The organism is Pleurocapsa sp. PCC 7327 (assembly GCF_000317025.1).
Lineage (GTDB): Bacteria > Cyanobacteriota > Cyanobacteriia > Cyanobacteriales > Microcystaceae > Hydrococcus.
The window spans coordinates 1,963,720-1,978,415 of the sequence record NC_019689.1 but is presented as its reverse complement, the minus strand read 5'-3'; the positions used below and the strand labels follow the sequence as shown (position 1 = coordinate 1,978,415).

Sequence of the window (14,696 nt, the reverse complement as noted above, 5' to 3'; positions counted from 1 at the left end):
TTACCGACTGAGCGGCATTCAGTCTATATGTTATACTTGTGTAGGCTATAAAAGCATGGTTGTTTAATTTGCTCTGTAGGCTTTCGGCGTCATGCCTGTAAGCTGCCGAAACTGTTTACTCAGATGACTGTGGCTGTTGAACCCACACTCTAGGGCAATTTCCATAATTGAGCGCTCGGTTTGTTTCAACAACTGTTTTGCCCGTTCGATCCGTTGCTGGAGCAAGTATTGATAGGGAGCTATTCCGAGCGACTGCTTAAACAAATGGCTGAAATGAAATTGACTCATGCCTAGCAATTGAGCTAAATCTGCAAGCTTAATATCTTGATTGAGATGTTCGTTGAGGTAATCCAAGACTTGTAAAACTTGACGCTGGGATAAACCCCCTTCGTAAATGGCAAGGAGAGGTTTGGGAGCAGAGTATTGTCTGAGCAAATGCACCGCTAAGACATTTGCCAGCGATTCAATGTAGAGCCTTCCGCCTAAATTTTCCTGTTGGAGTTCCGAGAGCAACAACATACCAATCGACTCAATGTGTGGATCGCGAGTCCGAAATTCAGGAATTAATTCCAGGCGATCGGGATTGATGTCAATGGTTTCTCTAGCGACACTTTGAACAAAACCAGATGCAATGCGAATCTGCAAGTAGCGATCCTCTCCCTCCCAACGGGCAAAAAACGCCATCTTTGCAGGAGTGATGGAAATGTCACCCTTGCCGTACAAACTCGCATGAGTTTTGCCTTCCTTAATTTGTAGAAAGCGAACTGGACGGGATGCAAGCGACAGGCAAATCGCGTGTTCGTCGCTGTAATGAGTTCTCCCCTGGCCCGATTGGTGTTGATATTGCTCGACTAAAATATTCTCCCAACCCTGGTTTCGACTCGACAAAATGGGCAAGCAGGTCGTTTCAATTTGGTCGTTGGCTGAAGGTTTCATGATGCAAACCCAACTCGTCTAGTTCCGATTGTATTCGCTTTCGGATGGTTCCCACCGAGCATGCTGAAAACTGACCGCAAGATTTTGATAGTTGCACAAAAATCAGATAGTTAGATCTGAATCGTTTGCCTAAGCTGGAAGGGTAATTGTTTGGGAGGAAGTATGGCACATCTATTGCACATTGATTCTAGTCCGCGCGGCGATCGCTCGCACTCTCGCCGCATGACCAGAGAGTTTGTCGAGCAATGGAAGCAAGCCCATCCAAACGATACTGTCACCTATCGGGATATTGCTCGCAATCCCGTTCCTCATGTCGATGAACCCTGGATCGCAGCAGCCTATACACCACCAGAACAACGAACTCCTCAACTCCAGGAAGCAATTCGCATCAGCGATCGCCTAGTGGACGAATTCTTAGCTGCCGATCTCTACGTCATTGGCGTTCCTATGTACAATTTCAGCATTCCCAGTACATTAAAGGCTTATATCGACCAAATTGTCCGGATTGGGCGGACATTTGCCTTTGAACCAGAGGATTCTGAAAACCCCTACAAACCGCTCGTACTGGGTAAGAAAATGTTTATCATCGCAGCAAGAGGTGGTTCTGGTTTTGGTGTAGGTGGACAATACGAGACCATGAATTATCAAACTCCTTATTTGGCAACAATTTTTGGTTTCATAGGCATTACAGACATTACATTGATTGAGGTTGAAAACGACGAGTACGGCGGACAGAAGTTAGCAGATGCGATCGCGTCTGCTCGTGCCAAAATCGCTCAACTGGTAAAAAGGTAAGACAAAGCACTACATTGGCGTGCGACGCTCTACAAGCACTACCTATTTCCACTAGCTTCTGAAGTAGCGATCGCTAAAGACCATATAGATGCAGTTGAAGCACAGCTTGAATTAATTGTGAGGAGGTCAACTATGAATCTCATTAACGTTCGTAAAACAATTGTAGATTTTTTAGTTCATTTGTACTATAATTCATTTATTCTCATTCCAAGGAGACAACGATAATGGCAGTCAAACCAATTCCTGAAGGTTATGGTACTGTTACGCCTTACCTTGTCGTGCAAGGATCTGCAACCTTAATCGAGTTTCTTGAGCAAGGGTTTGAAGCAAAGGAAATTTGTCGTATCTTACACCCAGAAGGCGGCATCATGCACGCTGAGGTTAGAATTGGCGACTCAGTAATTATGGTGAGCGAAGCAAGAGGGGAGTGCAAGCCAATGTCGAGTTTTATTTACCTGTATGTTGAAAATACCGACGCAACTTATGAGAATGCCCTAAAAGCCGGTGGGACTTCAATGATGGTACCAAAAGATGAATTCTGGGGCGATCGCAGTGCGGGGGTGAAAGATCCAACTGGAAATCATTGGTGGATTGCAACTCACCAAGAGGATGTATCAACCGAAGAGATAGAAAAACGAATCAAAGAATTGTTTGACAGCAAAGAACAAGTATAGGCGAGCATCCTAAAATAGGTATGTCATATGCGACCAACAGGAGTCGCTTTTTGGGAATGATTGGCGAGCGTTGCGATCGCACTACATAAGACCTCTTTAATTCCCAATTGGATATCAGGCGCGATCGCAATTATTTAACTTGCCAATGTTCCGGCAAAAGTCCTCTAGCCGCTAGCCACTCTTGATTAAACAAGCGAGACTGATATCTAGCCCCACCATCACACAGAACGGTAACGAGCGTATGTCCGGGTCCCATCTGTTTGGCTAAGGCTACCGCTGCTCCCACGTTAATCCCTACGGAACCGCCCATAAATAAACCGTCTTCGTACAGAAGTTGGTAAATTACCCGTACCGCTTCTTTATCGTCTATTTGAATTGCATCGTCAATGGGAGCGCCTTCCATATTAGCAGTGATGCGACTATTGCCAATTCCTTCTGTAATCGAACTCCCTTCAACATGAATTTCTCCAGTCTTGACGTAACTGTAAAGACCGCTGCCCATCGGATCGGCTACGATACATTTAATATCGGGGTTCTTCTCCTTTAAAAACAGAGAAACCCCTGCATAAGTGCCGCCAGTTCCCGTCGCAGCCACCCAGGCATCGATTTTGCCATCGGTTTGCGCCCAAATTTCCGGTCCGGTCGTTTCGTAGTGCGCTCGTCGATTGGCTAGATTGTCGAATTGATTTGCCCAGATCGCATTTTCCATCTCCTGCGCCAAGCGTCCCGACAGTTTGACATAATTATTAGGATCTCGGTAGGGAACGGCCGGTACGGTGCGAACCTCTGCCCCCAGGGTTCTCAACAGGTCGATTTTCTCTTGCGACTGGGTATCGGGAATAATAATGAGGCATTTATAGCCCTTGGCGTTGCAAATATGAGCTAATCCAATCCCCGTATTGCCAGCCGTTCCTTCTACAACTGTCCCTCCCGGTTTTAGCTTCCCTTTTTCTTCCGCATCCTTGATAATGTACAAGGCAGCTCTATCCTTCACCGAGCCACCCGGATTGAGAAATTCTGCTTTTCCTAAGATTTCACACCCAGTTTCTTCGCTGAAGCTGTTTAACCGAATCAGGGGCGTATTGCCAACCGTGCCGACGAAACCGTCTTTGATGTCCATATTCCTCGAATGACTTGCTAATTTCCAGATTAGCGAATAAACCTGCTTAAAAACTAGAAGGCGGGCATTGCTCAAACCTCATCTAGCCCAAAGATTGTTGTGCCAGATAGTGACTCACTCCCTCAGCCATCTGCAACAAGTTAGGTTCGATCTTACTGGCTAAGAACTTTTCGACAGCTCGCGTCACTTGACCTCTGAAGATCTTTGGCACTGCCTTGAGTTTTTCTTGGTCAATCTTCAGTTCGCCCCGGCTTTCAATAAGCGTCGTGCCGTTCTCTTCGAGAAAAAGATTTTTTCCCGAACAGCGAACGGCTTCAGTGAAAGCATGGGTTTCAATCCGCCACTCTACAGTAAAGTCAGACTCATTCCAGATATCGTATTCTGTCCATGAGAGAAGCTCTTCACCCAGCCAAGCCCTTAATAACGGGGGAATTTGTCCGCCAGCGTGCCACTCGTTGACGCTGTAAACTTGCCCTTCTGCTTCAGAGCGGGACTTGATTTTGAGAAAACGCACGTTGGGCAGGTAAGGCACCAGCTCGATTAACTTGTCTCGGTAAGTGGCATAGACTAGGGGACGAGGAAAAGAAAGGCGGGGAGTTGTATGGATTAACATAGCTACTAGGCACACTAGAAAATTGATAGGATTCCCAAAACCATGACAAAAAAGATTGGGATGATAATAGTTAGCCTACCAGATAGAGAAAAGTTAGTAGCCCAATTCTAAAATCGCGTTTGATACTCGACTTTAAACTCATTGAACGTATAATCGTAGGAAACGCCGACAAATGAATCTTCGCTTACTCGATAACTGGTTTGTATGAGGGGGAAAAGGCGCAGATCTGAGGAACCCACTAGGTTTCCTACTGTATTTTCGACATCGTAAACAACTCCCTGTAATGCCATAGGCAATGCGAGTTGAATCAAACCGTACTCCAAAAGCTGATCGGTGTTTAGGTTTTGTAGAACCTCTGCCACGGAAAAGAACTGTTCGCCCAAGAGACGGACGATTTCCCCATCAGTTCGGCTAGGATTGCTAGACAAATCTACGGCAGGATTGCTGAGCAACTGCGCGTTCGACTGACCTCTGGCAGCGATCGCTTGTAGGCAGGTTTGTAGGCGTTGTAACTCTTGTTGGGAGAGGGTTCTCTGCCCAGGAATCGGCGGCAGGGAAGCGGGTTGTATTTGGCAAACTTCAGCGATATTTCTGCCCAAACCGGGCACCAACTGACTGAGCTGCCCTTCTACGCTTAGAGTGATATCAATTCTTCTGACTCTGCTGAGATTATCGTCGGGAATCTCGTTGCTGAAATCGGTGCGCTGTTGCCTAGCGTTGGGAAAATCGGAGACGATGGTTCTCATTCTCAGATCGAGGTCTGGGTCGAGCAAACCTCGTCGTCTATTGAAGACGATAACATTGCGATAGCGGCGATCCAAGAGAAAGCGAGTTTCCAAAAAACTAACCCTTCCTCGGTTTAAGGTAATAGTTCCCTGGGGCTGCAAGTTGTTGAGATCGTTAACGGGACCGCTCAGCGCTAAAGCACCGCCAAAATCAAACCGATACAAAGGCGCATCCACCGACAATCTTTCTAGAGCAACTTGCAAATTGTCGAGTCTCGGCACAAAAAGCGCGACATCGTTCCTGCGAGGAGGGGAAGCGGGTTGCCTGACGATGGGAATGGCTTGAGTATTGTTTGCCGCCTGTTGTTGCGGGACGAAGACTTGACCGTCGCTCAAGCGCACTCGTCCTGAAATTAGGGGCACAATCGCTGCACCTGTTACCGTTACTCTGCCATCGATTCCCCCTCGGTAGAGATTTTCTAAATCGATTTGTCCTTGCTCGATCGCGATTGTCAGGGGATTGGCTGCATTGGGATCTTGGCGACTGAGGGGAGTAAAGAGGGGCAGAACTCCAGCCGCCGTCAGTCTGCTTTGGGCAAAGGTTCCCTCTAACTGCTCGACTCTCAGGAGTTGGTTATCGAGCGCGATCTGAGCGTTGACATTCAGCGGCTCTGGTAAAGCCGCACTCCTAAGTGTGGCATCTTGGAGGAGCGCTCGACCGTTAGCCGTCAAGTCGTACATCCTGAACCCTTCGCTCAAATCCAGTCGTCCGCTGGCTTGTAGCGCCACTTCTCCTTCTCCACCCAACCAGGATACCTGTCCCTGGGTGAAGATTTCCATTAATGAAAGAGCTGCCGTGCCCAGCTTGAGATCGATCGCGACGCGATCGTTGGTTTCTGGCGCGGTTGGATAGGGAACGCTTGCATAGAGCTGGATTGCCGAGTCATCGGTGGTACGGAATTCCAGGCGGGAATTGACATAGTTAAAATTGCCTGCCAGAGTGCGCTCGATAAGCCGACCGCCAAACGAAGCATCGGTGAAGCGATACTCTCCCTGAATCTTCGGAGCGAGCAAGTTACCCGACAAAGCTGCTCTTGCCTTGAGGTTGCCCGCGATATCTGCGGGAAGCTGAATGAAACTATTAACCGTATCGACCGATAAATTTTCGACGACCAATTCTGACGGTTGTAGGCTTTGGGTGGCAGGGATAAACCCTCCTGCAAAAGACGCGATCGAGTCTCTGATTTGAACTCTTGCTGGTTCTACCCGAACTATGCCATTTTGCAGGCTGCCCTGAAGGACGATGTTATCGATGGGAATTATCTGCGTATCTGCCGTAACTAATCCCAAGGGTTCGACTATCGTGGCAAAGGTCGGTTGGGGATGCCATTCCCAGTTATTTCCCTGGAATTGAAAGTTGATTTGGGGATTCTGGAGCGTTCCATCTACAGTAATCGTCGTGTCAAAGGCTCCGCGAATATTTAACTCGGTGGGAACTCCGCCCGCTTCTCTTTGGGCGACGAGTTTTCGAATCTTCTTATCGATCGCCCACAGCCGATTGACTTGCTCGGCTATCGAAGCATTGGCATTGCCCCTAGATTCGGGTTGAACTTGCTCGGCTGCCGCGTAGTCGGGTTTCTGAAATTGCAGGAAGCTTACTAGGGTCGGAAGGTCGTAGATTTGTAGGGCACCCAAAACATCTTCCATGTAGCCTTCTTCGGCTTTCAGCCTTCCTCTAATGGCTCCCGACGCGAGGTTGATGGCTCCTTGTCCCTCGTAGCGGCTTTTGTCGAGCTGCAAGACGGCGCTATTGAGTTGGGCGATGTTATTTTCATAGGTAAAGCTGGCATTGAAGGCTCTGCCTTGGCGGTTGCCGATGCGGGGGCGGTCGATCGCGATATCGCCTCTACCAGTCAGCGTAAAGAGATTGAAGTCGAGATTGGCGCTCAATTGTCCCTCAATCGTTCCCAGAATTCCGTAGTCCTCAGCAGGTGCAATACTTAAAAGTTCGAGGGGGAAGTTTTCCACTTGGGCGACCAAGCGATCGCCAATTTGTCTCCCATGGGAGACAATTTCAGGCAGACCTTCCGTGGTTTGTCGCACTTCCCAGAAAGATACCCAATAAGGAGCGGGACAGTTGCGACGAGTGCAAGGATCTAGGTTGGCAGCGATCGTATCGTCTTCGCCTTGCAAATTGAGGGCGATTTCCCGTCCTGGGGCAACGGTAACGGGCCCGCTTAAAACGGGGTCGAAGGATCTGTCGTTGAGGGTAAAGTCTTCTAGTCTTAAATTGCCCGCGAGGAGAAAATTGCCCGGTGCCGTCGGTGCGCTAAGTAAGTTCTTGCCCGCCAGACGACCTTGAAATTGACCGTCTCCCGTGACATCCAATCTCTGCGGTAAAAATGACCGTCTAACTGGAACGAGGGCGATTAATTCCGTCAGCGGCAGGCGATCGAGGTCGGAATTGGCTTTAACATTTAAGTTGCTGGCAAGATCGGGAGCGGAGAAGGGATTGGAGACGAGAATCATTCCATCGGCATTGAGATTGAGGGTTCGATCTCGCAGGCGCAGCGCAATGGTTTCAGCTTTGACGGGGAGAGATGCCCGATCTTGGAACAGAGGTGCAATCCTACCAGAGAGGCTTACTAGACCATCGAGATTGGCAAGGTTTTGTTGTTTGAAATTGGGTTGGATGCGATCGAGAATTTGCGATGTATTGAGATTATTAGCCAGAATATCAGTTTGCCACAGATTATTATTCAATCGAGCGGCAACCGCCACGATCCCGTTGGCGACGGCTAAGCGAGCATCTGCCGTTGCCTTGAAGCTACTAACATCGGGGTTAGAATCCAGCGAAGCTACTAAAGCAGCTAAGTTTCCCGTCAAATTAATTTGACCTCTTCTGACTTGAGTCGAAAACCCCAAATTGGGGAGTAATTTCGTCAGGGAGATTTGCCCCGTTGTAGCGACGGCTTCTAAGAGACCGTCTTCTAGCTTGCCCGAAGCAACTATTTCGCCATCAGCGACGTCGAGCAGGGCATCAACATCGGCTTGAAAATTTCTCGCCGCAATGGTCGAACCTTGCAATAAATCTTTGAGCGAACCGGAGAGATTTACTCTCGTTTGCCTTATATTAACGGGAGCGGCTAGGTTGGACAGAAAAGGATTGAGAGAAATTTGAGACGCAACGACAGAAGCCGCGATCGCGCCCTTTGATAATTCGCTTCTGATAGCAACTAAGCCCTTTTCGGCTCGCACCGTCAAGGCGGCAACTCCTTCTAGTGTAGCGGGATCGAAAGAATCCAAGCGCCCTGACAACAAGACATTGGCAGTTTCTAAATTCGGGTTCGTCGAGACGGCATATGAGCAGTAGGTAGAAGGATTTTCGGCACAAATTGGCGACAGGAAAGGGGCTAGCGAGATAGCGTTCGCCCTAGCGACAGCTTGCCATTTTTTGCTGTCGAGATTGCCCCTGCCCTTGACAACAGCCTGTCCTTCATCAGTCCAAAGGACGGTATTGCGAACCAAGATATTTTTTCCGATGAGAAGGACTTCTCCCCTTCCAGCTATGTCAACGTTAGGAGTGGTTGCCCTGGGAGCTTGCCATTTGAGAAAGGCGACTGGCTCCTCAAAAGTTCCGCGCACTTGAGCTTGGGCAGTCAGCCTGCCGATAGTCGCATTTTTGGGCAAGCGATAGTAAGGAGCCAAGACTTCTCGCGTTGGTAATTGTGCCCTGAGATTCAAGCTTAAGGGCATCTTGGCAACATCGATGGATTGGTTGTCTTCTAATGCTTTGCGAATGCTGGTTTCAATTGTGCCATGCGCGAGAATTTGTCCGCCTGCGCTGGGTTGAATTTGCAAACTCTGGAGGACAATTTTGTCTAAATCGACTTGAAAATTCGCATCGATCTGCCTGATTCGAGTTTTATCGATCTCAAGCGATTTAGTATTGCTAATCGTCCCTGTCACCAAGGGATTTTCGACTGCTCCTCTCAGTTGTAAATTGGCTTGCAATTCTCCATCCACTCTCACTGGCGCAGTAACCGATATCGTCCTTAAGAGACTGGAAAGATCGACGGGGTTGACTCTAACATTAAGATTCAAGCCTTTTTCCCAATCGACTTCACCGACGATGCGGGTATCGACGACCTTGTCGATACTGGCTCTAGCTTCTTCGATGAAGACTTTTTGCCCTTGCAGGCTAAGAGCGAGATCGGCTCGAACGGGAGCTTCGATCGATTCGATCTTGGCTTCGATTTGTTGGAGGTTAAGATTGCCTTGCCCGCGAGTCTTTTCTACCCTATCAAAGGATGGTAAACTGACGTTTAAGTTGGTATCAAAATTCCCTCTGTTGAGTTTGACGGGCGAGTTGGGGATAAGGGAGACTAATTCAGCCAGGGCTAATTTTTCGACGGCAAGTTCGACTTGAGTTTTTCCCGTCTCAATGACTGTTTTGCCTTTTGCATTGACTTGGCTGTTGAGGACGGTAGCATCCACACCATAGCTAATCTCACGTTTTTCACCGTCGATATATCTTGCGCCGCCATTGAGTTGAATGGGAACCGGGCGAGTCGCTCCGTAGGGACGAAGGGCAATATCGCCATCTCGAATGCGAACGTTGATATCGAGATCGATGGGCAGTTCTTGGGCTTCTCTTTGCTCTAATTCAAGGTCAATCCATCTTCCTGTTTTATCTTGGTCGAGATAGATATTCGGATCGTCGATCGCGATTTCTATTGGGAGAGGCTGTCCCAGTAGTAAGGGAAAAGGATTAAAGCCAACTTCTATCGATTGTAGCGAGAGGCGATCGCGATCGCTTGCGGTGGCAGGAAGGGAAGAAGCGCCAATGCGAACGCGATTGAGCGTCCAAGCAAGGCTTTCCACCTCGCCGACATCGACGGGACGTTTGAGCAACTTACTGAGTTCTGCCTCCAGTAACGGAGATAATTGCTGATAAATAAAATATCTAGCCGCAGCATAACCAACGGCTGCGATCGCAACTACAGAGACTCCGATTACTAGCGTAGCCGGATGTCTGGTTATCCGAAGCACGCTAGCCCAAAGATTTCGGCGCTGGTTTGGCTCTGGCGGCGGGTTTTGGGAAGAATTAGTCATCTTTGCTATCTCGCCAATGCTGGGGTGGCTTTCGTCCGGGTAAAACCTTAAAGAAAGCTGTTAGCCAACTACTACTAACTAAAGTTAGATTTTTGACTGTAACTTGGTGTGAGAAGCTGACGTTCTTAAGTGCTAAATGCCGCGTTGCCAAAGATTGGCTGCGAGCGATCGCATTAACTTAATAGTATATAAAGTTAGCGATCGCGCAGTAGAGAGTCAATACTTTCCGCACAATAGTTTATAAAGATTTGTCTAGCTCGCGATCGCCGAGGGAGAAAAATTAAACTGACGTTAGGGTTGGAGATAAATTCAAAATGTCGGATGATAACCAGCAACAGTGGGAATTAGCTCTAGCCCGTGTTAGCCAAGCCATTGTCCTCAACCCCAATTCTGCTTTAGCTTACAATAATTCGGGGTTTTGTCTACTACAACCTACAAAAATGGGATTTAGCGCTAGCCGATTACAATCAAGCCATAGAACTCAATCCCAATTATGATGGGGCTTACAGCAATCGGGGTCTTCTTTACGCCGACCGACAACAGTGGGAGTTGGCTGAAGCAGATTTCGATCGGGTCATTTCCCTCGATCCCAATGATGCCATGGCTTATGGAAATCGAGGTCTTCTGTGCTACCGACGAGGGGATAAGCAGGCAGCGATTCAAGATTTACAGACATCTGCCCAACTCTGCGAACGGCAAGGAGATCTCGCTGGCTATCAAAATGCCTTGGAGTTGTTAACAAGAGTGGCAAAAGTAGAGAATCGCGATCGCTAAACACCTTACGCAATATTAGCAACGTAAATCGATCGCACAATACATCTTAATTTATAGAACTTAACCTTAGCTCTCTTAAACTTAGCTTCAGATATACTCGTAAATAGGAATTAGTAGTCTTAGTGCCGATGGAAATTGAGGTGATCAACGCCTTCGCAGGGCGTTTGCGGTTGCGCATTCCACGTCTGAAAAATGACCCGACTTATGCTAGTGAAATTGAAAACAAGGTAAAGGAATTGAATTTCATCACTAGCGTTCGGGTTAATCCTGTAGCTAGTTCCCTAGTAATTACCTATGCAAAGCGGAGGATCGCCGCAAGCGAAGCCGAAAGCAGACTGTTAGCTGCGATCGCTTGCTTAGATCCTACAAACGCACCATCAACGCTTGAGGCTGAATCTACCCCAGAAAACTCGGTCTTGCACAAGTTAGACTCGCAACAGCAAGACTTGCACTCTGAAGAAATCGCCCTGGAAACCGCGTCTGAGTCGCCTAACGAGTCCGAGAGTCATAAAATAGACTCTTTGAACCATAGCGAACAAATAGAATCTTTGCCAGATGAAATAATCAGTTCCACCGATAGCGAACCAATCCCCACACCCTCAGAAGACTTGGCGGATGCCTCTGAGGAGTTAGTAATCAGTTCGACTGCTAGCGAACCAATTCCCACACCCTCAGAAGACTTGGCGGATGCCTCTGAGGAGTTAATAACCAGTTCGACTGCTAGCGAACCAATCCCCACACCCTCAGAAGACTTGGCAGTTTCCTCTGAGGAGTTAATAACCAGTTCGACTGCTAGCGAACCCGCCTCCGCATCGAAAGAAGTTGCAGTAGCTGCGTTTGAGGAGGAATCAGTCTCTATTGTATCCTCTGTAAAATCAGCGGAAAACGATTCGATTAAGCCTAATTTTACTCCGGCTCGTAAGAGGATCGGGATAAGTCATAGAGAACTAGCTAGGCGTTTAGGGGTATCTTCAAGAGCGATCGCGATTTGGCGCTCCAAGCCTAATTTTACTCAGTGGAGCATGACCAAAGACCCGGAACAAATTGGTTGGGTATATATAAAACCATTGAATAAATTCTATGCAGTTATTGAAAAATAGCATCGTAAGTATCAATAAACGCATATAGCAGTTCTCTTTTAGTAAGGTACATAACTGATAGTTTTAAGGCAGAAGGCGATCCCCCCTACCCCCCTTGAGAAGGGGGGACAGCCTAAAGGGACAACGACTTGTCCCCCTGTCTTTGGGGGGGATTGGGGGGATTGGGGGGATTAAGGGGGGATGCAGAAGTTAGGCTGTACCTTACTTAGAAAGAGAAAAGCTAGATCGGATAATTTGAGCTAGAAAGAGTCTCCATTTAGACGCTATCAACTTCTTACCGCACTTCAGTTAGAGCCTATTCGATCTCAGTCCTATCTTAGGGCAGATGCTAAGTCGGAGGAGGCACCGAACAACCTGTACGATCCCGTTCCAGACTAAACGAGAGTGGACGGAGACTTTAGTCAACAGGTCGTACCAAGCCTTTTAGATGGGTTGGATAAGAATCCGGCACTGAAGTGGGGAGCGATCGCGGGCGTAGCCGCCTTAGCGTTACTCGCATTTCAAGCCTTACAAAGCGGCGAGCGAATCTAGACTAGATCGGTGTGGAGCAGAAGTGAGAATAATAGTTGAAGATCGACGAATTAATCTTGACAACTAACGTTTCTGGCGATGTAAAGGGGGAGAACAAAGGGACGCTTTGGATTGGCATTCTTCTAATTGGTTTAGGGATTATTGGTATTGCCCTACCTAATATCTCGACGATTGTCGTTGAGAGTTGGATTGCATTGCTTCTTACTTCGGCAGGGGTGGCTAAGCTATTCTATGCGTTCCAAACCCGCGATCGCGGTGGCTTTATCTGGAAGCTGTTGTTGAGCATTCTTTATATTGCAACGGGCGTGATGCTTTTTGTTTATCCTCTCACGGGTGTCCTGACGCTGACCCTGTTGCTAGCTAGCTTTTTACTAACTGAAGGAGTATTCGAGCTAATCCTAGCATTCAGGCTGCGGGGACAACAAAATTGGACTTGGGCGCTGGGTAATAGCATCATTACCTTAGTGCTGGGCGGAATAATTTGGTTTGAGTGGCCTTTCAATGCTCCTTGGCTACTGGGAACGCTCGTAGGTGCTAGCGTTATCGTCACTGGCATTTCGCGCGTAATGCTATCGTTAAATTGGCGTTCTAACTTGCCTCAGTCCGATAGCCCAGCTTCAGCCTAAAGTACTCAGTTCTATTTTAATAAGCCAGTCACTCAGCTATCTAGAAATGCCAAAGCCCTCTCGATGAGAGGGTTTTTCTGATTCTACTCCTCTAAAAATGTTTTCACGCTTCCGTCGGGATTGAGAACCAGACGAATCGTTGCTCGTTCGTTCGTCTCAAGCGGAGAGACAAAGGGAGTTCCCATCAGCGGCATCTGGGTGCGATCGAGATAGATATTGGCAGCGCGTCCGAGAGGAACGATACGAGCGATCGCGCCTTCGCGATCGAGCATCAAGCGATACTCTAACCTCTGATTTAAGCCCTCTGGAGCTTTCCAACGCTCTTGAAAATACTGTCTGACTTCTGCAACTTGGGGGATGGTATCGAGCAGGTTCTGCGTGGCTTGGGAAGAGGCAGGGGGGGCTGCTGCCGAGGGAGCATAGGCTGTTGGATTTGGCGTGCTAGCAGGTGCGGTATTGCCTGCTTCCGGTTTTGAAGGAGAAACCGATTGGGTTTGCCCATTGGCAGAGGAAGGCTCGGATTGGAGCGATGGCAATGTCGGTAGGTTAAGCTCTCCATTTGGGGCGGTAGTGGGAGGCTGGGATGGAGCGCTAGAGCTAGGTTGTGCTTTCTTGGGAGATTCGGGACTAACTGCAGTCGTCGATTGTTTGGGCGAAGCTGGCTTAGCGTTGGCAGAAGGTGAGGGAGATTGGGGAGGGGGAGGCAGGACTGGAGGTACGGAAGTCCGGCGAGAAGAATTTGTCGGTTCGCTAACCGATGGAGGTGGCGGTAGGGTTTCGCGATTTTTTAGCGATGGGGGCATGGTTGGAGAGGGAATTGGCTCGTCCGTCGGTGCCACAGGAACGGGAGGGATAGCCTCTCCAAGGTTTGATTGAGGATCTCGCTTTGAATCTGCCTCTCTTTGAGAAGCTGCAATATCGGCGGCTTGTCGCTCGGAGGCTTGAAAAATTCTTGTGCCGACGATCGCTGTGCCAACAGCCAACAAGGCTACTGTTGCCGTACTTGCCCAGATAACAGTTTTTTTTCGCTTTTTAATTTTGTCGAGCGCGGGTAAAGTATCTATTTCCGCGCTGAATTGCTCTAGGGCTTCGGCGAGGTCGAATAATTGAGAAACGCTCAGTTCAATGGCGGGTTTTGAGGAATTTACCGCTAGCGAACCGAAAGAAAGTTCGTGCGAGAGCAATCCCTTGGGCTTGAGTGCGGGAGAGGAAGGAAAAGGAACCGATCGGTTATGCTCGCCCTCAGGGCGAGCGGGCGAAGCCATCGGCTCGTTGGCACGCGCTTCTGGCGAATAAGTAGAGGGAAGCGTTAGCGTCTCCACCGCTACGGGAATTTGAAAGGATGTCTGCCGGAGAAAGTTTTGTATGTAGTTGCCAACAACATCGCCAAGCTGTTGAATTTGAGCGCGATCGCCACGAGTCGAGATCTGCTCTTCTGTCGGCAATCTCGGATCGTCAAAGCGCAGTTCAAAGCGCAATTCTTTGACTAACTGACGCTCGCTCCAAAAAGAGAGGGGAGAACGTTTTGCCCAAATCTCTAGCGTGCAAGTTGGAGGCGTATATCGTCGGATGAGAGAATCGGAAAGTACTTTCATGATTGACTGACGAGTCTGGGGAACGGCAAAATTAGGTTTCTTTGTTTCCTGATCTAGACTTTAATCTTCAAAAATCAAAAATCTAAAATTCA

12 protein-coding genes are annotated in these 14,696 nt (G+C 48.4%); 7 read left to right on the top strand and 5 right to left on the bottom strand.

What is annotated here, in order from left to right; genetic code table 11:
* Window positions 1-63: 63 nt before the first annotated feature.
* The gene (locus tag PLE7327_RS08805; protein ID WP_015143495.1) at window positions 64-936 is read right to left on the bottom strand and encodes a helix-turn-helix domain-containing protein; all 873 of its coding nucleotides are present in this window, start codon (window positions 934-936) and stop codon (window positions 64-66) included.
* Window positions 937-1,098: 162 nt separating this feature from the next.
* Here PLE7327_RS08805 and PLE7327_RS08800 point away from each other — a divergent pair, with 162 nt between their 5' ends.
* Both PLE7327_RS08800 and PLE7327_RS08795 read left to right on the top strand, forming a co-directional pair.
* The gene (locus PLE7327_RS08800) at window positions 1,099-1,731 is read left to right on the top strand and encodes an FMN-dependent NADH-azoreductase (RefSeq protein ID WP_015143494.1); all 633 of its coding nucleotides are present in this window, start codon (window positions 1,099-1,101) and stop codon (window positions 1,729-1,731) included.
* Between the two features lie 224 nt (window positions 1,732-1,955).
* Window positions 1,956-2,405 (top strand): glyoxalase/bleomycin resistance/extradiol dioxygenase family protein, encoded by a 450-nt coding sequence (locus PLE7327_RS08795; protein ID WP_015143492.1) that lies wholly within the window; start codon window positions 1,956-1,958, stop codon window positions 2,403-2,405.
* 130 nt (window positions 2,406-2,535) lie between these two features.
* Here PLE7327_RS08795 and PLE7327_RS08790 read toward each other — a convergent pair whose 3' ends face one another.
* The 3 genes from PLE7327_RS08790 to PLE7327_RS08780 all read right to left on the bottom strand — a co-directional run bounded on the left by PLE7327_RS08790 (window position 2,536) and on the right by PLE7327_RS08780 (window position 9,978).
* Window positions 2,536-3,525: a cysteine synthase A gene (locus PLE7327_RS08790; RefSeq protein WP_015143491.1), complete on the bottom strand. Its 990-nt coding sequence runs from the start codon at window positions 3,523-3,525 to the stop codon at window positions 2,536-2,538.
* Between the two features lie 82 nt (window positions 3,526-3,607).
* On the bottom strand, window positions 3,608-4,138 hold the full coding sequence (locus PLE7327_RS08785) for a hypothetical protein (protein WP_015143490.1): 531 nt from the start codon (window positions 4,136-4,138) through the stop codon (window positions 3,608-3,610).
* Window positions 4,139-4,245: 107 nt separating this feature from the next.
* On the bottom strand, window positions 4,246-9,978 hold the full coding sequence (locus PLE7327_RS08780) for a translocation/assembly module TamB domain-containing protein (protein WP_015143489.1): 5,733 nt from the start codon (window positions 9,976-9,978) through the stop codon (window positions 4,246-4,248).
* 2 nt (window positions 9,979-9,980) lie between these two features.
* Between PLE7327_RS08780 and PLE7327_RS24310 the strand changes: the two genes are divergently transcribed.
* The 5 genes from PLE7327_RS24310 (at window position 9,981) to PLE7327_RS08765 (ending at window position 13,009) form a co-directional block, all read left to right on the top strand.
* On the top strand, window positions 9,981-10,160 hold the full coding sequence (locus PLE7327_RS24310) for a hypothetical protein (protein WP_144266103.1): 180 nt from the start codon (window positions 9,981-9,983) through the stop codon (window positions 10,158-10,160).
* A 223-nt stretch (window positions 10,161-10,383) separates the two neighbouring features.
* A complete protein-coding gene (locus PLE7327_RS24800; protein ID WP_083888291.1) occupies window positions 10,384-10,752 on the top strand; it encodes a tetratricopeptide repeat protein in 369 nt (122 codons plus the stop codon).
* Window positions 10,753-10,892: 140 nt separating this feature from the next.
* Window positions 10,893-11,852, top strand: a complete 960-nt coding sequence (locus PLE7327_RS08770; RefSeq protein ID WP_186005376.1) for an HMA2 domain-containing protein — start codon at window positions 10,893-10,895, stop codon at window positions 11,850-11,852.
* A gap of 384 nt (window positions 11,853-12,236) precedes the next feature.
* Window positions 12,237-12,383: a hypothetical protein gene (locus tag PLE7327_RS24795; protein ID WP_186005375.1), complete on the top strand. Its 147-nt coding sequence runs from the start codon at window positions 12,237-12,239 to the stop codon at window positions 12,381-12,383.
* Window positions 12,384-12,439: 56 nt separating this feature from the next.
* Entirely contained in the window at window positions 12,440-13,009 is a 570-nt protein-coding gene (locus tag PLE7327_RS08765; RefSeq protein ID WP_041393036.1) for a DUF308 domain-containing protein, read from the top strand.
* 83 nt (window positions 13,010-13,092) lie between these two features.
* On the opposite strand, the gene PLE7327_RS08760 is transcribed toward PLE7327_RS08765, so the two are convergent.
* Window positions 13,093-14,604 carry a DUF4335 domain-containing protein gene (locus PLE7327_RS08760; protein WP_015143486.1) on the bottom strand — a complete coding sequence of 504 codons (1,512 nt, stop codon included), beginning with the start codon at window positions 14,602-14,604 and terminating at the stop codon, window positions 13,093-13,095.
* Window positions 14,605-14,696 lie beyond the last annotated feature (92 nt).

Bases quoted from the DNA above. Each gene is read 5' to 3' on its own strand.
- PLE7327_RS08785 (WP_015143490.1), bottom strand. From the start codon at position 4,138: ATGTTAATCCATACAACTCCCCGCCTTTCTTTTCCTCGTCCCCTAGTC.
- PLE7327_RS08780 (WP_015143489.1), bottom strand. From the start codon at position 9,978: ATGACTAATTCTTCCCAAAACCCGCCGCCAGAGCCAAACCAGCGCCGA.
- PLE7327_RS08805 (WP_015143495.1), bottom strand. From the start codon at position 936: ATGAAACCTTCAGCCAACGACCAAATTGAAACGACCTGCTTGCCCATT.
- PLE7327_RS08795 (WP_015143492.1), top strand. From the start codon at position 1,956: ATGGCAGTCAAACCAATTCCTGAAGGTTATGGTACTGTTACGCCTTAC.
- PLE7327_RS08760 (WP_015143486.1), bottom strand. From the start codon at position 14,604: ATGAAAGTACTTTCCGATTCTCTCATCCGACGATATACGCCTCCAACT.
- PLE7327_RS08800 (WP_015143494.1), top strand. From the start codon at position 1,099: ATGGCACATCTATTGCACATTGATTCTAGTCCGCGCGGCGATCGCTCG.
- PLE7327_RS08790 (WP_015143491.1), bottom strand. From the start codon at position 3,525: ATGGACATCAAAGACGGTTTCGTCGGCACGGTTGGCAATACGCCCCTG.